The organism is Amycolatopsis camponoti, from assembly GCF_902497555.1.
In the GTDB taxonomy this organism is placed as follows: domain Bacteria; phylum Actinomycetota; class Actinomycetes; order Mycobacteriales; family Pseudonocardiaceae; genus Amycolatopsis; species Amycolatopsis camponoti.
The window spans coordinates 600,173-616,205 of record NZ_CABVGP010000001.1; the positions used below are offsets into that span (position 1 = coordinate 600,173).

At 72.3% G+C, this 16,033-nt stretch carries 16 protein-coding genes; 7 read left to right on the forward strand and 9 right to left on the reverse strand.

What is annotated here, in order from left to right; all coding sequences use genetic code 11:
- Position 1: 1 nt before the first annotated feature.
- The 6 genes from AA23TX_RS02950 to AA23TX_RS02975 all read right to left on the reverse strand — a co-directional run bounded on the left by AA23TX_RS02950 (position 2) and on the right by AA23TX_RS02975 (position 4,484).
- Complete coding sequence (locus AA23TX_RS02950; protein WP_230862319.1) at positions 2-751, reverse strand: S1 family peptidase; 750 nt, start codon at positions 749-751, stop codon at positions 2-4.
- A 10-nt stretch (positions 752-761) separates the two neighbouring features.
- Positions 762-1,811 carry a class II fructose-bisphosphatase gene (gene glpX, locus AA23TX_RS02955; RefSeq protein WP_196425160.1) on the reverse strand — a complete coding sequence of 350 codons (1,050 nt, stop codon included), beginning with the start codon at positions 1,809-1,811 and terminating at the stop codon, positions 762-764.
- Positions 1,812-1,895: 84 nt separating this feature from the next.
- Positions 1,896-2,123 carry an exodeoxyribonuclease VII small subunit gene (locus AA23TX_RS02960; protein WP_155541053.1) on the reverse strand — a complete coding sequence of 76 codons (228 nt, stop codon included), beginning with the start codon at positions 2,121-2,123 and terminating at the stop codon, positions 1,896-1,898.
- Positions 2,120-2,527, reverse strand: a complete 408-nt coding sequence (locus AA23TX_RS02965; protein WP_196425161.1) for a hypothetical protein — start codon at positions 2,525-2,527, stop codon at positions 2,120-2,122. Before AA23TX_RS02965 ends, AA23TX_RS02960 begins: the two co-directional genes overlap by 4 nt.
- The gene (gene xseA, locus AA23TX_RS02970; protein WP_155541054.1) at positions 2,524-3,759 is read right to left on the reverse strand and encodes an exodeoxyribonuclease VII large subunit; all 1,236 of its coding nucleotides are present in this window, start codon (positions 3,757-3,759) and stop codon (positions 2,524-2,526) included. The genes AA23TX_RS02965 and xseA overlap by 4 nt, the downstream gene beginning before the upstream one ends.
- The gene (locus AA23TX_RS02975; protein WP_155541055.1) at positions 3,756-4,484 is read right to left on the reverse strand and encodes a lipid droplet-associated protein; all 729 of its coding nucleotides are present in this window, start codon (positions 4,482-4,484) and stop codon (positions 3,756-3,758) included. Before AA23TX_RS02975 ends, xseA begins: the two co-directional genes overlap by 4 nt.
- A gap of 151 nt (positions 4,485-4,635) precedes the next feature.
- Here AA23TX_RS02975 and AA23TX_RS02980 point away from each other — a divergent pair, with 151 nt between their 5' ends.
- Entirely contained in the window at positions 4,636-5,631 is a 996-nt protein-coding gene (locus AA23TX_RS02980) for a 4-hydroxy-3-methylbut-2-enyl diphosphate reductase (protein ID WP_196425162.1), read from the forward strand.
- Between the two features lie 246 nt (positions 5,632-5,877).
- On the opposite strand, the gene AA23TX_RS02985 is transcribed toward AA23TX_RS02980, so the two are convergent.
- Positions 5,878-6,786 carry a DUF6542 domain-containing protein gene (locus AA23TX_RS02985; protein WP_196425163.1) on the reverse strand — a complete coding sequence of 303 codons (909 nt, stop codon included), beginning with the start codon at positions 6,784-6,786 and terminating at the stop codon, positions 5,878-5,880.
- Positions 6,787-7,137: 351 nt separating this feature from the next.
- Positions 7,138-8,052: a DNA recombination protein RmuC gene (locus AA23TX_RS02990; protein WP_155541056.1), complete on the reverse strand. Its 915-nt coding sequence runs from the start codon at positions 8,050-8,052 to the stop codon at positions 7,138-7,140.
- Positions 8,053-8,277: 225 nt separating this feature from the next.
- On the opposite strand from AA23TX_RS02990, the gene AA23TX_RS50695 reads away from it, so the two are divergent.
- The 4 genes from AA23TX_RS50695 to AA23TX_RS03005 all read left to right on the forward strand — a co-directional run bounded on the left by AA23TX_RS50695 (position 8,278) and on the right by AA23TX_RS03005 (position 12,789).
- On the forward strand, positions 8,278-8,406 hold the full coding sequence (locus tag AA23TX_RS50695; protein ID WP_277875370.1) for a hypothetical protein: 129 nt from the start codon (positions 8,278-8,280) through the stop codon (positions 8,404-8,406).
- A 76-nt stretch (positions 8,407-8,482) separates the two neighbouring features.
- The gene (locus AA23TX_RS02995; protein WP_196425164.1) at positions 8,483-9,634 is read left to right on the forward strand and encodes an exonuclease SbcCD subunit D; all 1,152 of its coding nucleotides are present in this window, start codon (positions 8,483-8,485) and stop codon (positions 9,632-9,634) included.
- A complete protein-coding gene (locus AA23TX_RS03000; RefSeq protein WP_155541058.1) occupies positions 9,631-12,582 on the forward strand; it encodes an AAA family ATPase in 2,952 nt (983 codons plus the stop codon). Before AA23TX_RS02995 ends, AA23TX_RS03000 begins: the two co-directional genes overlap by 4 nt.
- Before the next feature lie 15 nt (positions 12,583-12,597).
- Positions 12,598-12,789 (forward strand): DUF1737 domain-containing protein, encoded by a 192-nt coding sequence (locus AA23TX_RS03005; RefSeq protein ID WP_155541059.1) that lies wholly within the window; start codon positions 12,598-12,600, stop codon positions 12,787-12,789.
- A gap of 7 nt (positions 12,790-12,796) precedes the next feature.
- Here the strand turns inward: AA23TX_RS03005 and AA23TX_RS03010 are convergent, their stop codons facing one another.
- Entirely contained in the window at positions 12,797-14,194 is a 1,398-nt protein-coding gene (locus AA23TX_RS03010; protein WP_155541060.1) for an AlkA N-terminal domain-containing protein, read from the reverse strand.
- Between the two features lie 102 nt (positions 14,195-14,296).
- Here AA23TX_RS03010 and ychF point away from each other — a divergent pair, with 102 nt between their 5' ends.
- A complete protein-coding gene (gene ychF, locus AA23TX_RS03015; protein WP_155541061.1) occupies positions 14,297-15,379 on the forward strand; it encodes a redox-regulated ATPase YchF in 1,083 nt (360 codons plus the stop codon).
- Entirely contained in the window at positions 15,376-15,702 is a 327-nt protein-coding gene (locus AA23TX_RS03020) for a hypothetical protein (protein ID WP_155541062.1), read from the forward strand. Before ychF ends, AA23TX_RS03020 begins: the two co-directional genes overlap by 4 nt.
- Positions 15,703-16,033: the final 331 nt, after the last annotated feature.

Consider the following 16,033-nt stretch of genomic DNA (forward strand, 5'->3'; position numbering starts at 1 on the left):
GTCAGGCTTTCGTCTTCTCCGCGATCCAGGGCGCGTACGCGACGACCGACGTGTAGATCGACGGCGCCGACGCGCACACCGGGTCGTTGTTGCCCGGCCGGCTGGTGACGCCCACGAGCAGCCACTGGTCGCCGTCGCGGACGACCTCGGGGCCGCCCGAGTCGCCGAAGCACGCTCCGGCCTTGCCACCGGGGTTGTCGGTGCACAGCTCGGCCGTGCCGTCGAACACCGACGTGCACTTCGCTCCCTCGACGATGTGCGTGTCGAGCTGCTGCAGCGTCGTGGGGATCTGGCCGCAGTTGATCTTCGGGCAGGTCTGGCCCCAGCCGAGGATCCGGGTGGCCGTGCCCGGTGCCGCCGACGTGGCCAGCGCGACCGGTGCCGCCTTGACCGGGGTGACCAGCCGCAGCAGCGCGATGTCGCCCGCCGGGCTCTGCGTGTTGAAGGCCGGGTTCACGACGACGTCGGCGACCTGGTCGACCTCACCGCCCTGGCCCACGTCGTTCGTTCCCGTCCGCACGGAAATCCCGGCCGGGGCCTTGTCGAACGCGCAGTGCGCGGCCGTCACCACCCACGTGGGGGCGATCAGCGCCCCGGCGCAGAACAGCTTGCCGGTCGACGAGTGCAGCGACACCGCGAACGGGTACGGCTGGTCGGCGGCGGCGCCCCCGACGATGGCCGGTTCGGCCGACGCGGTGGCGGGGACCAGGGCGAACATCAGGACCAGCAGGGCCAGTACGCGCCTGGTCACGGATCTCCTTCTACGGCAGCGGGGGAACGACGTCGTCGTCGGGCGCGTCCAGGTGGCCGTCGAAGTTGACCGAGGAGTACGCCCGCAGCTTGGTGAGCCGGTGGTAGCCGTCGATCATTCTGACGGTCCCGGACTTGGACCGCATCACGATGGACTGCGTCGTCGCGCCGCCCTCGCGGTAGTGGACCCCGCGCAGCAGGTCGCCGTCGGTGACGCCGGTGGCGCAGAAGAAGACGTTGTCGCCGCGCACGAGGTCGTCGTTCAGCAGCACGCGGTCGAGGTCGTGACCGGCGGCGATGGCCTTCTCGCGCTCGGCGTCGTCCTTCGGCCACAGGCGGCCCTGCAGCTCACCGCCGAGGCATTTCATCGCGCAGGCCGCGATGATGCCTTCTGGGGTGCCGCCGATGCCGACCAGCATGTCGACGCCGGTGGTCGGGCGGGCCGCGGCGATCGCGCCCGCGACGTCGCCGTCGGAGATGAACCGGATCCGCGCGCCGGCGTCGCGGACCTCCTTGATGAGCTGCTCGTGGCGCGGGCGGTCGAGGATGCACACGGTGACGTCGCCGACGCTGCTGTTCTTCGCCTTGGCGACGCGCCGGATGTTCTCGGCGATCGGCGCGCCCAGCTCGACCTTGCCCGCCGCCTCCGGCCCGACGGCCAGCTTCTCCATGTAGAACACCGCGGACGGGTCGAACATCGCGCCGCGCTCGGCGACCGCGAGCACCGCGAGGGCGTTCGGCATGCCCTTCGCCATCAGCGTCGTGCCGTCGACCGGGTCGACCGCGACGTCGCAGTCCGGCCCGTCGCCGTTGCCGACCTCTTCGCCGTTGAACAGCATGGGCGCTTCGTCCTTCTCGCCCTCGCCGATCACCACCACCCCGCGCATCGACACCGTCGAGACGAGCTGGCGCATCGCGTCGACGGCCGCGCCGTCCCCGCCGATCTTGTCGCCGCGGCCGACCCAGCGGCCGGCCGCCATCGCGGCGGCCTCGGTCACGCGGACCAGCTCCATCGCCAGGTTGCGGTCGGGCGCTTCACGGCGTCGCGGCTCGGTGGACATCAGGCCTCCCGGATCGTGGAACTGACGGGTGAACAGTCTGTCAGATCCCTGTCCGGTTTCCCGATGCCGAAAGCATGGCAAACGTCACTGACCGTCGCCGGTTTCGTCTTCGACGGACGCCAGAGCAGCCTCGATGCGTTCGCGCGCGCCTTCGAGATGGCGCTCACAGACCTTCGCGAGCTTCTCGCCCTTCTCCCACAACGCGAGCGACTGCTCGAGGGACAGGCCACCGGCCTCGAGCTCCCGGACGACCTCGACGAGGCGGTCACGGGCCTGCTCGTAGCCGAGTTCCTCGCTGGCTGCTTCACTCACGCTGGACGTTCTCCGACCTTCCGGCTTGCGCTGCTGGTGGCGCACACTACCGCGCTCGCCATCGCGTGGTCGTACCCGACGAACGCCAGCGCGAACTCCTGGCCGTCACCCTCCGCGATCGCCTCTTCGAGGTTCTCCTGGGCGCCCGCCACCCGTTTGCGGTGCCCGGCACCCTCGGCGAACCACCAGCGCGAGCCGACTTGCGTCGAGGTCGCTTCGGACAGCCGACGCAGCTGCGGGCCCAGGTCGCGCCGGGCGGCGCCCCCGCAGCCGGCGAGCAGCGCCGTCCAACACTCGGCGGCCGCCCGGTCGGTGCGGATCGCCTGGTCCAGCAGGGGACGCGAGCCCCAGCGCCGGGCCGCGTCCAAGGTGAGGGGGAGGAACGTCGCCGCCTTCAGCGTCACCCCTGTTCTCCTTCCGCCACCGCGCCGATCGCGCCATCGGCCACGCGCACGCGCAGCTGGGCACCGGCCTCGACTTCGGAGACGGAGCGGAGTACCTGGAGGTTGCCTTCGGCGTCGAGGAACTGCACGACCGCGTACCCGCGGGCCAGCGTCGCGGCCGGGCCGAGCGCGGTCAGCCGGGCCCGGGAGCTCGCCAGCTCGGCCTGGTCCTTGGCGAGCAGCGTCAGCATGGCGCGGCGCGCGCGTTCACGGTGGACGTCGACGTCGTCCTGGCGCCGCTGGACCGGGCCCAGCGGGTCGGCCAGCGACGGGCGGCTGCGCAGCTGGTTCAGCAGCCGCGTCTGGGTGTCGACCCAGCCGTGCAGCGCGCGCCGGCCGCGGTCGCGCATCTGCCGGACGCGCTCGGTCTCCTCGCGGAGGTCCGGGACGATGCGCTTGCCGGCGTCGGTCGGCGTCGAACACCGCAGGTCGGCGACGTAGTCCAGCAGCGGCGTGTCGGGCTCGTGCCCGATCGCGCTGACCACCGGCGTCCCGGCCGCGGACACCGCGCGGCACAACGCCTCGTCGGAGAACGGCAGCAGGTCCTCGACGCTGCCGCCGCCGCGGGCGATGACGATGACGTCGATCTCGGGGTCGGCGTCCAGGATGCGCAGCGCGCGCATGACCTGCGGGACGGCCTGCGAGCCCTGGACCGCGGTGTTGATGACCTTGAACCGGACGTGCGGCCACCGGGTCTGGGCGTTGACCAGGACGTCGCGTTCGGCCGCCGACGCGCGGCCGGTGATCAGCCCGACGCCCTGCGGCAGGAACGGGATCGGCCGCTTTCGTTGCGCCGAGAAGAGCCCTTCGGCGGTCAGCAGCTTCTTCAGGCGTTCGATCCGGGCGAGCAGCTCACCGATGCCGACGGCGCGGATCTGGTCGGCGCGCAGGCTGATCGTGCCGCGGCCGAAGAAGAACGACGGCTTCGCGTGCACCACCACGCTGGCGCCTTCGCGCAGCGGTGGTTCCATCTCGCGGATCAGCCAGTTGGGGCAGGTCACGGACATCGAGACGTCCGCCGACGGGTCGCGCAAGGTGAGGAACGCGGTCTGCGTGTTCGGCCGCGAGTTGACCTGCGTGACCTGGCCTTCGACCCAGACGCTGCCGAGCCGGTGGATCCAGTCGCCGATCTTGCGCGCGACCGTGCGGACCGGCCAGGGCTTTTCGGCGGTGCTCGTTTCGGTTTCGGTCACTGGCCTTCCGCGTCGTTTTCTTCGCCGCTGTCCTTGGCCTGCTCGGTCTTGCGCGCGTTGGCGATCCGGCGGGACAGCATCCCGGTGAAGGACGAGCGGTCGGCGTGCGCGCGCTCGTACTCGAGGATCGTCTCGAGCTGGGGGATCGACAGCTGGCGCAGGCGGGCCCGCAGCTGCGGGAGCGTGAGCTGGTCGTAGCCGGTGAGCCCGGCCGGGCCGTCGTACCCGCCGGCGCTGGTCCGGGGGATGTCGCTCTTGGCCTTCTTGTCGATCTTGGGCGTGCCGGGCTGCGGCTTGTTCTCGGCTTCCGGTGCGTCGTTCTCGCCGTCGGCGTGGTCCTCGGCGAGCGCGCGCTCCTCCTCGGCCCAGGGGTCGCCCAGTTCCGCTTCGAGTTCGGCCGCTGACGGAATGTGACCGTTGATTTCCGAACGGGGCTCGGGCACGTCGGCGACCGGCGTGAGGTTCGGCCGCGGCGCGACGTCGAGGTCTTCGTCGAAGGTCGCCCAGCTCGGGGCGTCTTCGACGGGCCGCAGGCTGGACAGGGCGTTGTCGCCCTTGATCGCCAGCTCGGTGACGTGCTGCTGGACGCGCATGGAGGCCTGCAGCACCTGGCTGACGACGGTCACCGGAAGCCCGGCGAGCTGCCGGGGAAGCTCGCGAACCCGCTCGGCGGTGCTGACGGCGAGGCCCGCGGCGACCCGGAGGGGGAGCGGGAATGGCTTCATGCGTCCAGCCTGCCGCATATCCGCCATCCTGCCCAACCGAAAGAGTGGGTTCGGGCGCGTTGCGTGACCCCGGGCACAGCTCGGTAGAGGGACGAAGCTCACCCGAAAGGGACTTCGAGTTCGTCTCGGGACTGCCCGTACCCTGGGTGCCATGAGTTCAGCGAGTCCCGGAATCGAGCCCGCGGGTACCCCGACGATCACCGGCACCGCTTCCGGCAAGAGGGTGCTGCTCGCCAAACCCCGTGGTTACTGCGCCGGCGTCGACCGCGCGGTGATCGCCGTCGAGAAGGCCCTCGAGGTCTACGGCGCCCCGGTGTACGTCCGCAAGGAGATCGTCCACAACAAGCACGTGGTCGAGACGCTGCGCGACCGCGGCGCGATCTTCGTCGACGAGACGTCCGAGGTGCCCGAGGGCGCGCTGGTGGTGTTTTCGGCCCACGGCGTGTCGCCGATGGTCCACGCGGAGGCGGCGGACCGGAACCTGCGCACGATCGACGCGACCTGCCCCCTGGTGACGAAGGTGCACAAGGAGGTCAACAGGTTCGCCAAGGACGACTACGACATCCTGCTGATCGGCCACGAGGGCCACGAAGAGGTCGAGGGTACGGCCGGCGAGGCGCCGGACAAGGTCCAGCTGGTCGACAAGGCGGAGGACGTCGACAAGGTCGAGGTCCGCGACCCGTCGAAGGTGATCTGGCTCTCCCAGACGACGCTGTCGGTCGACGAGACGATGGAGCGCGTCGACCAGCTCCGCGAGCGTTTCCCGGGCTTGGCGGACCCGCCGAGCGACGACATCTGCTACGCGACGACGAACCGCCAGGTCGCGGTCAAGGCGATGGCCGCGGAGTGCGACCTGGTCCTGGTGGTCGGGTCGACGAACTCGTCCAACTCGAAGCGCCTGGTCGAGGTGGCCCTGAAGGCCGGGGCGCGCGCGTCGTACCTGGTCGACTTCGCGCACGAGGTCGACGAGGCGTGGCTGGCCGGGGTGACGACGGTCGGGGTCACCTCCGGGGCGTCGGTGCCGGACGAGCTGGTGATGGAGCTGCTGGCGTGGCTGGCCGAGCGCGGTTACGGCGACGTCGACGAGGTGACCACGGCGAACGAGAAGATCACCTTCGCGCCGCCGAAGGAGCTTCGGAAGGTCTGAGTTCGCAGGTCCGATTCGGCGGTGGGTCGCGGCTGCGGCTCGCCGCCGAACTGCGTTGCGGGCTCGATGAGCTTCGCCGTCGGCCGTTCCGCAGCTGCTCGCTGACTCACCGCCGCTCGCGCGCCCCGGTGCCGGTTGCGGGCGGCCGCAGCACGCGCGGTCTCTCCGGATCCACCGAGTCGCTGCACCCGCGTACGCGAAATGGCGGTCACCTTCCGCGGAAGGTGACCGCCATTTCCGTCGTGATCAGCGCTCTTCGTCGTCCCAGGGACGGTTTCGGCGCGGTGGGGTGCTCCGGCCGCCGGAAGGGCGGCGAGGCGGGGGCGTGTCGCGGCCGTCTTCCGACGGGGGGCGCGGACGTCGCCGGGGGGCGTCGCCGCGTCGGCGGGGATCGCTGTCCGCGGGGGGCGGTGTGCGGCGGCCCGCCGGCGGTGGCTTGCGTGCGCCGCGGTCGCGTTCGGCCGGGGCGCCGGTGCGCGGGGTCCGGCGCTCGCCCTCCGCGGGCGGGCGCGGGCGACGCGGCGGTTCGCCGTCCCGGGCGCGACGGGCGTCCGAGGGCAGCGGTGTCTGGCCGGTCCGGTTCGACCCCGGCGGCCGCGGACGGCCACCGGCCGACGTCGCCGCGGCGCGCGTCGACGGCTTCTCGTCGTCTTCGTCCGCTCGGCGGCGGTCGGCCGCTTTGCCCTTCTTGGGGGCGTCCGGGTCGCGTTCGCGGAAGATCCGGACGAACCCGATCAGCAGCGTGATCCCGGTCGTGATCGCCATGATCGGGAAGCCGTTGATCAGCGGGGTGCCGATGCTCAGCACCTTCGACAGCATGTCGTCGCCCGCCGACCCCGAGGTCAGCAGGATCACGCCGGGCACGGTCACGGCCAGCACGAGCGGTGGCATCACCATCGGCCCGAACAGCCCTCGGCGCCGCACCGCGCAGACCGCGATGACGGCCCCGGCGATGTAGCAGACCGTGAAGATCACCGGGATGCTGGACTGGCTCGGCTTGCCGATGAGGGCGCCCACGACCGCCAGGACGAGGCCGACCAGGACCGCCGCCCACCACGGCAGTCCGCGCCTCGAACCGACGACTGGACGCTCGTCCCACGGTACGGGGACGTCGTCGGCATCTGGATCGCTCTGGCGATCGCGAATCGCGGTCACAGCACAACACCGTATCTCGTGGTTGTGAAGATCTTGCCAGCACCGCCGCCGACGTGGGTGTATCGCCACCCGGCGGCGTGACCCGAGTGGCCCGCCGGGTGCTGCTGTGGTGTGGTCCAGTCCTTTGCCGCCGTTGCCGGTTTGTCGCCTTTTCACCGAGGGGGCGCGAGGGTCGTCGCAGGTCGGAGGCTTGCGCGCGGTTCGCCCCGCCGGCCGGTCGAGGGCACGGACCAGGCGGACGCGCGACCGCTGCCCGCCGTCGAAAGCGAAACGAGTGACTGCGCCGACTCTTCTCGCCGGCCGGCGAGCGCTTCCCGCCGGCGAACGCGGGGACCCGAGCCCGAGGAACGGTCAGCTGGCTGCCAGTTCGTCCCCCTTCCGCACCTGCGGAACCGCCGACGGGCTGCCCGAAGCGTCCGTCAGCGGTGCCACGGTCGCCCGGAACGTCTCCAGCGCTTCCACCTCCCGCCGTCGCGCCGAGAGGAACCGCTGGAGGTGCGTGCTCGACAGGTTCAGCGCCTCCACCGCGCCGCCCGCCGCCCGGTGCGCGGCCGCCGCCCCGGCCCGCACCTGTTCGACGTCGGCCTCCAGCGTCCGGTCGCTCGCCGCGAACAGCGCCGCCGAGGCCAGCACCCCGAACCCGGTCGGCCCGCACAGGAACACCCGCCGGTCGATGAGCCAGCGCAGCAGCTCCGGGTCGGTGTCCAAAGCCGCGACCACGGCGGCGTCGGACGGCACGAACATGATCGTTCCGTAGATCGCGTCGGCCCAGCGCTGGTAGCCCTTGCCCGCCAGCTCGGCCGCCCGGGAGCGGACCTGACGGACGTGCGCGCGCAACGCGTCGATCCGCTCGGCCGGGTCGTCGGTCTCGACCGCCTCGGCCCAGATCGCCATGCTCGCCTTCGCGTCCACCGGCACCGTGCGGTCGCCGCCCACCCGCAGCACCATGTCCGGTTTCGCCGAGCCGCCGCCGCCCACGTCCGTCTGCAGGGTGAAGTGCAGATTCTCGCGCAGCCCGAGCGCCCGCGCGGTTTCGACCAGCACCTGCTCGCCCAGTTCGCCACGTCCGCTGATCGAGGCGAACGCGACCTCGTAGCGGCGCAGCGCCAGCTGCTGCTGGTCCGACTTCGCCCGCTCGGCCGCCACCTGCCGGGCCGCCGCGTCCGCCCGGCGCATCCCGTCGTTGTAGAGCCGCCACAGCACCGCGACGGCGAACAGCAACAGGACCGCGAGCACGATCGCCGCGGTGGTCAGCACTGTCGCCACGTCCATCTCCTCCCTCCGGGCCGCCCGGTCCGGACCGCGCAGACATCATGGCGGACGGCACCGACAAAAACCGCAGCCGAACCGTCGCTCTGGGTAGCTGACCTGCGAACAAATGAGATTTTCGCGGGGCGTGTCCGATCCGGGCGCTGTGCTCCGCCCCCCTCGCGGGGTTCCCCGGCGGCGAGCGCGATCCGCCGGATCGCGCCGGGGCGGGCCAGCGGCTCGATGATCGGCAGGCCGACGCCGACGAGCGGGAACGTCATGGCGTGCTCCGTCAAGGACCTCGGCCGGGCGGCGGATCTCGGCGTCACCGCGGTGATCTGGGACCTCGCCTTCGAACTGGGCACCTGCTAGTGTTCGTACACACGTTCGAGTGAGGTAGCGGCGAGTCGCCGCGGTTTCGTCGGTGCCGGGTCGTACCTTGGCCCTCGTGAGATTCCTGCACACCTCCGACTGGCACGTCGGCCGCACGTTCCACGGCGCCGATCTGCTCGCGGAACAGGAAGCGGTGCTCGGACACCTCGCCGACCTCGTGGCCGGCGAGGCGATCGACGCCGTCCTGGTGGCAGGCGACATCTACGACCGCGCGGTGCCGTCAGCGGAGGCCGTCCGGGTGGCCACCGCGGCGGTCGCGCGGATCCGCGCCGCCGGTGCGCAACTGGTGGTCACGCCGGGAAACCACGACTCCGCGCCGCGGCTCGGCGCGTTCGCCGAGTTCGCGGCGGCGGGCGGGCTGCACCTGCGGACCACCGTCGGCGGGCTGGCCGAGCCGGTGGTCCTGGAGGACGGCCACGGCCCGGTCGCCGTCTACGGAATGCCTTACCTGGAGCCGGAACCGGCGCGTCACGCGCTGGGCGTGCCGGACGCGCGCGGCCACACCGGCGTGCTCAGCGAGGCCATGCGGCGGATCCGCGCGGACCTCGAAACCCGGCCGGGGACGCGGTCGGTCGTGCTCGCGCACGCGTTCGTCACCGGTGGCGCGCCGACCGACTCCGAGCGCACGATCGCGGTCGGCGGCGTCGAGCAGGTGCCCGGCTCGGTCTTCGACGGCGTCGACTACGTGGCGCTCGGCCACCTCCACGGCCCGCAGGCGCTCGCCGAGCACCTGCGGTACTCCGGCAGTCCGCTGGCGTACTCGTTTTCCGAGGCGCGGCAACGCAAATCGGTCTGGCTGGTCGACCTGGACGCGAGCGGGCTCGGCGAGGTCCGCCGGCACGAACTGCCGGTGCCGAGGGCGCTGGCGACGCTCCGCGGTCCGCTCGAAGACCTGCTCGCGGACCCTGCGCACGACGAGTTCCTCGAGCACTTCCTGTCGGTCACGGTCACCGACCCGGTCCGCCCGGTGGACGCGATGCGGCGGCTGAAGCAGCGGTTCCCCCACGCCGTCCACCTGGAGTGGGAGCCCGAAGGCGGCTACAGCGGTGCCCCGCTGCGGTACTCCGACGCCGTGCGCGGCCGGTCGGACATCGAGATCTCGCGCAGCTTCCTCGACGACTGCCGTGGTGCCGCCCCGACCGAGAGCGAAGAGCAGCTCCTGTTCAAGGCCCTGGAAGCGGCCGACCGGGGGGCGCTCGCGAAATGAGGCTGCACAGGCTGGAGGTCGAAGCCTTCGGGCCGTACTGCGCACGCGAAGTGGTCGACTTCGACGTGCTCGGCGCCGACGGTCTCTTCCTCCTGCACGGCGAAACCGGCGCGGGCAAGACGACGTTGCTCGACGCGATCGCGTTCGCGCTGTTCGGCGTGGTTCCCGGTGCCCGCAACGAGGCCAAGCGGCTGCGCTGCGACCTGGCCGAGCCCGACCAGGTCACCGAGGTCGCGCTGGAGCTCACCGTGCAGGGTCACCGGCTGAAGATCGTCCGGAACCCGGAGTACCAGCGGCCGAAGCGGCGCGGCGAGGGCACGACCACCCAGCAGGCGAGGGTGTCGCTGAGCTGGGTCGGCACCGCGCCGGCCGGGCTGGCGCCGGAGGGCCTGATCCGGATCGAGGAGGTGGCGCGCACCGTCGAGCGGCTGCTCGGGATGACCGCGGCCCAGTTCTTCCAGGTGGTCCTGCTGCCGCAGGGCGAGTTCGCCCGGTTCCTGCGGTCGGACACGGCCGAGCGCGAGAAGCTCCTGGAGCGGCTCTTCGGGACCGAGCGCTTCGCCGACGTCGAACGCTGGTTCGCCGACCTGCGGGCCGAGCGGGGCCGGGAACTGGAGCAGCAGCAAGGAAAAGTGCGTGAGCTGCTGGCGCGCTACGCCCAGGAGGCCCAGCAGGACCCGCCCGAAACCGGCGTCGGCGAGTGGGTCGCCGCCGTGCTGGCGGCGGCCGCCGAACGCGCCGGACAGGCCGCGGCCGAGGAGGAACGCACGCGCGCGGCGGCCCAGCGCGCGGACGTCCACCTGCAGGAAGAGCGAGCCGACGTGGAGAAGATCCGCCGGGTCCGCACCGCGCACCTGCGGCTCCTCGAGATCACCGAGCAGGCGCCGCAACGCGCCGAGTGGGCCCAGGAGGTGGCGGCCGCCAGGCGGGCCGCCGGGGTCGCCGTGGAGGCCGACCTGCTGGACCGGCGCGCGGCGGAGCTGGCCGAAGCCGAGCAGGCCGAGAAGGCACGCGGCGCCGAGCTGCGGGAGTTCGGCACCCGGGCGACCGGAGACCTCAAGGCGCGCGCGGCCACAGCGCGGGAAGAGGCCGGCGCGGTCGCGGAGCTCGTCGCCGAAGCCGAGCAGCAGCAGCTCGACGTCATGCGGCGGGACGACCGGAAGTTGGCCGCCGTCACGGCCGGGCAGCAGGTCGAAGAGCTGACCGCCGAGCTGGCCGCCATTCCCGGCCAGCTGGCGAAGCTGCGGGATGACGCCGTCAAGGCGGCCGAAGCCGAGGCGAAGCTCGACGGGGCGAAGGCGCGCGTCGAGGAGCTGCGGGCCTTCGCGCGCGACGCGAGCGAACTGCCCGAGGCACGCGCGAAAGTCGCGCGAGGCGAGGCGAAGCTGCGCGAGGTCGTCGACACGCACCAGGCGGCGCGGCAGCACCGGCTCGACCTTCGTGAGCGGCGGCTCGACGGGATGGCGGCCGAACTGGCCGCCGCGCTGCCGGACGGCGCGCCGTGCCCGGTCTGCGGTTCGGCCGAGCACCCGGCGCCGGCGAACCGGGACGTCGAACTCGTCGACCCCGCCGAGGAACGCGCCGCCGAGGAGGCCGAGCAAGCGGCCGACGCGGTGCGGCAGCGGGTCGTCGTCGCGCTCGAAGAAGCGAAGGCGCGGCTGGCGGGCTTGCTGGAACGGCTGGGCGAGCGCACCGCGGAATCGGTCACGGCCGAGCTGACCGAAGCCCGTGGGGCAGTCACGTCGCTGACGCAGCAGGCAGCCGGCAGGGCGAAGCTCGGCCATCAGGTCGTCCTCCTGGAACGCGACCTGGAGCTGCGGACCGAACGTCGCCGCCGGGCCGAGCAGGCGGCGATCGAGGCCACGACCGACGTCCGGGCCCTGGAAGAGCGGCTGGCCGAGCGCGAACGCCGGCTCGTCGCCGGGCGCGGCGAGTTCGCGGACGTCGGTGCCCGGCGGGAACACCTGGTCGGGCTGGCCGAGGCCCTCGAAGGGGTCGCCGAGGCCCGGACGGCCGTCGCGGGCGCCCGCGAGCGCGTCGCCCAGCAGCGCGCGCTGGTCGAGGCGGCGGTCGAGGCGAAGGGGTTCACGTCGCTGAAGAAGGCGCGCGCCGCGATGCTGCCGGACGAGCAGATCGAGAAGCTGGAACAGGGCATCGCGGAGGCTGAGGCCGCCGCGGCGGGGGCCAGGGCGTTGCTGTCCGAGCCGGACCTGTTCGGCATCTCGCCGGACGACGTCGCGGACGTCGACCGCGCGGCCGACGCGGCCGAGGTCGCGCGAGCCCGCGCGGATTCCGCGTACGCGGCGCTGCGGGTCGCGACCGCTCAGCACGAGGAGCTGACCCGGCTGGCGGGCCTGCTGCACAAGGCCCTCGCCGGCCTCGCACCGGCCGAAGCGGCGTACGCCGAGCTGCGCGCGCTCGCGGATGTCGTCAACGGGCGCGGGCAGAACAGCCGGAAGATGTCGCTGCGTTCGTACGTGCTGGCGGCGCGGCTCGAAGAGGTGGCGGTCGCCGCCACCCACCGGCTGCGGACGATGAGCCAGGGGCGGTACTCGTTCGTGCACTCGGACGCGGCCGGGGCGCGCGGCACCCGCGGGGGGCTCGGCATCGACGTGCTCGACGACTACTCGGGCACCATCCGCCCGGCGAAGACGCTGTCCGGCGGCGAGTCGTTCCTCGCGTCGCTGGCCCTGGCGTTGGGGCTGGCCGATGTCGTCGCGGGGGAGACCGGCGGCGCGCTGCTGGACACGCTGTTCGTCGACGAGGGGTTCGGCACGCTCGACGCCGAAACCCTCGACGTCGTGATGAACATCCTCGACGAGCTCCGCGCGGGCGGCCGGGTGGTCGGCCTGGTGTCCCACGTCGAGGAGCTGCGGCAGCGCATCCCGACGCGGCTGAGGGTCCGGAAGTCCCGTACGGGCTCGACGGTGGAGGTGCGTGCTGGTTGAGGACAAGATGAAGGCATGACGGACCAGCCTCCGAACGGCCTGCCCCGCTACCGCCTGCTCACCGGCCCGGACGACGCGAAGTTCTGCCACCGAGTCAGCGAGGCGCTCGACCTGGGCTACCACTTGCACGGCTCACCGGCCGCAACCTTCGACGGCGCCCAGGTGATCGTCGCGCAGGCCCTCCTGTGGCGCGGCGAGCAGGGCTGACGCGGCGTCAGGCGGCGCGCCGGAGGTACATCCCGGCGTAGGAGCACCACGGAGTCCACTCCCGGACTCGCTCCGGCAGCGAATCCGGCGAGATACCCAGTGCTTCGGCGCCACGCAGAGCGGCGGTGTCCGTTGCCAGGAGGATGTCCGGTGCGCCGAGAACGCGCATCAGGACGTAGTCCGCGGTGGCGCTGTCGATACCGGGGCACGCGCGCAGCTCGGCGCGCAGCTCCGCCGCGTCACGGCCGACGTGCACGTCCAGGCGCCCTTCGGCCAGCGCGACGATTCCCGCGTGCTCGGGCATGGCCGTCGCGACCTGGGCCGCCGTCGGGAAGAGCCGGGTCACGCCCCACTCGCCCGGCACCTCTTCGCCGCACGAAGCCGGAACCCGGCCGCCGAGCAGGGCCCGAACCACCAGCTCTTCGCCGTCGACGGCGCCCGGGACCCGCATCCCCGGCACGGCCGCCACCACCGGGGCCAGCGCCGGATCGGCGGCGAGGACCCGGGTGACCGCCGCCGGGTCGGCGTCGAGGTCGAGCAGCCGGCGCACGCGGCTGACCGCGCTGCCGAGGTCGCGCAGGTCGGACAGCAGCAGCTCGCAGCGCACGTGGTCCGGCTCCGGCGTCAGCCGGACGATGCCGGTGCCGTGTGCGAGCCGCAACGTCCGTGCGTAGGACGTCGAAGTCACCTCTTCGACGCCCGGAACCGCGTGCGCTGCGAAGAAGCGAAGCAGCCCGGCAGCGTCGAAAGGCGGCCTGAACGGCAACCGCAGGCTGAGGCGCGTCCCACCCACGTCGCCCTGACGTCCACGTCGTGAAGCCGCGAAGGCGCGAAGCTGCGACGGCGTCGTCGCGAAGACCTCGCGGATCGTCTCGTTGAACTGCCGGACGCTGGAAAAGCCCGCCGCGAACGCGACGTCCGTCAGCGGCAGCCCCGATACCTCGATCAGCAGCCGAGCCGAATGCGCGCGGTGCGCCCGGGCCAGCGCGAGCGGGCCCGCGCCCAGCTCGGCGGTCAGCACCCGGCCGAGCTGGCGTTCCGAGTAGCCGAGCCGCCGCGCGAGACCCGGGACGCCTTCGCGCTCCACGGTCCCGTCGGAGATCAGGCGCATCGCCCGCGCGGCGAGGTCGGCGCGCACGTTCCAGTCCGGCGAGCCCGGCACGGCGTCGGGCAGGCAGCGGCGGCAGGCGCGGAAGCCGTTGGACTGCGCGGCCGCCGACGTCGGGAAGAAGCGGACGTTCTGCACCTTCGGCGTCGACGCCGGGCAGGACGGCCGGCAGTAGATGCCGGTGGTGCGCACCGCCATGATGAACTGGCCGTCGAAGCGCGAGTCGCGGGCGGTGACCACCCGGTAGCAGCGTTCGGCGTCCCGCCAGATCGCCGGAGCGTCGGTTGACGTGACCATGGATTCGAGCATGCCAGCAGGTCAGCGCCGTCGCTGGCGGAAATCCGACGCGGCGCTGGGCGCGTGGCCCCCGACCGGGCGAGACACGTAGACTGCGGGATCGTGAGTCTCACCCTCGGTATCGTCGGCCTGCCCAACGTCGGCAAGTCCACCCTGTTCAACGCGCTGACCCGCAACGACGTGCTCGCCGCGAACTACCCGTTCGCGACGATCGAGCCGAACGTCGGCGTGGTCCCGCTGCCGGACCCGCGGCTGGACAAGCTCGCCGAGCTGTACAAGTCGGAGAAGACCGTGCCGGCCGTCGTGTCCTTTGTGGACATCGCGGGCATCGTGAAGGGCGCGTCCGAGGGTGCCGGGCTGGGCAACAAGTTCCTGGCGAACATCCGTGAGGCCAACGCGATCTGCCAGGTCATCCGCGTGTTCGACGACCCGGACGTGATCCACGTCGACGGCCGGATCGATCCGCTGAGCGACATCGAGACGATCAACACGGAGCTGATCCTGGCCGACCTGCAGACCCTCGAGAAGGCTGTCTGGCGGTTGGAGAAGGAAGCGCGGACCAAGAAGGAAGCGAAGCCCGCGCTCGAGGCCGCGCAGAAGGCGAAGGAGATCCTCGACAGCGGGCGCACGCTCTTCTCGGCTCAGAAGGACGTCGACCTCGAACTGCTTCGCGAGCACAGCCTCCTGACGACGAAGCCGTTCCTGTACGTCTTCAACGCCGACGAAGGCGTCCTCACCGACGAAGCCCGCCGCGAGGAGCTGACGAAGCTGGTCGCGCCGGCGGACGCGGTTTTCCTCGACGCGAAGGTCGAGGCGGAGCTGCTGGAGCTGGACGACGAGGAGTCGGTCCGCGAGCTGCTGGAGTCGGTCGGCCAGCCGGAGCCGGGCCTGTATTCCCTGGCCCGCGCGGGTTTCCACACGCTGGGCCTGCAGACGTACCTGACGGCGGGCCCGAAGGAGTCCCGCGCGTGGACGATCCCCCAGGGTGCGACCGCTCCCCAGGCGGCGGGCGTCATCCACACGGACTTCGAGCGCGGCTTCATCAAGGCGGAGATCGTCTCGTACGACGACCTGATGGCCGCCGGCACGATGGCGGCCGCCCGCGCGGCGGGCAAGGTCCGCATGGAGGGCAAGGACTACATCATGGCCGACGGTGACGTGGTGGAGTTCCGCTTCAACGTATGAGCCGCCCGCTGACGCCGGCCGAGCGGGAGGTCCTGACCTTCCTGCTCGCCGGCGACTTCCCCGGCGCGGCCGAACTGCGCGCCCAGGCGGAAACGGCCCGGGTCACCGGCCGGTGCGGCTGTGGGTGTCCGACCATCGACCTCGAAGTCGACGCGACCCTGCCGACGGCGGATCTCGGAGAGCCGGTCGAAGCCGATGCGCCCGACGGCGGGCTCATCGTCTTCGCCGATGGCGGGCGCCTGTCCGGGCTCGAGTACTGGACCACGAGCGACGACACCCCGGCGGAGTTCCCGCCCGTCGACCGGATCGGGCGAGCCGGGTAGCCGAACACCAGCGTGATCTCCGCCGCGCCGAAGATCAGGGCGGCGGAGCCCGGTGCGTCAGCCGAGGAGGCCCATCAGGGCGATCGCGATCAGCACCGCGGCGGGGGCGAGGGCGCTGATCCAGGCGCGCTGGGCGGCGGTGAGGCGGGCGGTGGCGGTGCTGTTCATGGCATTTCCTAAGGCCGAAAACCGATGCTTCCGCCCTGCTCAGCGCGCTGATCATGCCCTTTGTTAGCTGCTGTGATCGAACTCACCGGAAGCGCTCAGCCGTCCGAGTGACGGCGGGACCGGACAGTGAACCAGAGCACACCGCCGGCCGCTGCCACCATCG

Coding starts and splice junctions, on each gene's coding strand:
- glpX (WP_196425160.1), bottom strand. CDS start 1,811: ATGTCCACCGAGCCGCGACGCCGTGAAGCGCCCGACCGCAACCTGGCG.
- AA23TX_RS02975 (WP_155541055.1), bottom strand. CDS start 4,484: ATGAAGCCATTCCCGCTCCCCCTCCGGGTCGCCGCGGGCCTCGCCGTC.
- AA23TX_RS02980 (WP_196425162.1), top strand. CDS start 4,636: ATGAGTTCAGCGAGTCCCGGAATCGAGCCCGCGGGTACCCCGACGATC.
- AA23TX_RS50695 (WP_277875370.1), top strand. CDS start 8,278: ATGATCGGCAGGCCGACGCCGACGAGCGGGAACGTCATGGCGTGCTCC.
- AA23TX_RS03000 (WP_155541058.1), top strand. CDS start 9,631: ATGAGGCTGCACAGGCTGGAGGTCGAAGCCTTCGGGCCGTACTGCGCA.
- AA23TX_RS03005 (WP_155541059.1), top strand. CDS start 12,598: ATGACGGACCAGCCTCCGAACGGCCTGCCCCGCTACCGCCTGCTCACC.
- AA23TX_RS03010 (WP_155541060.1), bottom strand. CDS start 14,194: ATGGTCACGTCAACCGACGCTCCGGCGATCTGGCGGGACGCCGAACGC.
- AA23TX_RS03020 (WP_155541062.1), top strand. CDS start 15,376: ATGAGCCGCCCGCTGACGCCGGCCGAGCGGGAGGTCCTGACCTTCCTG.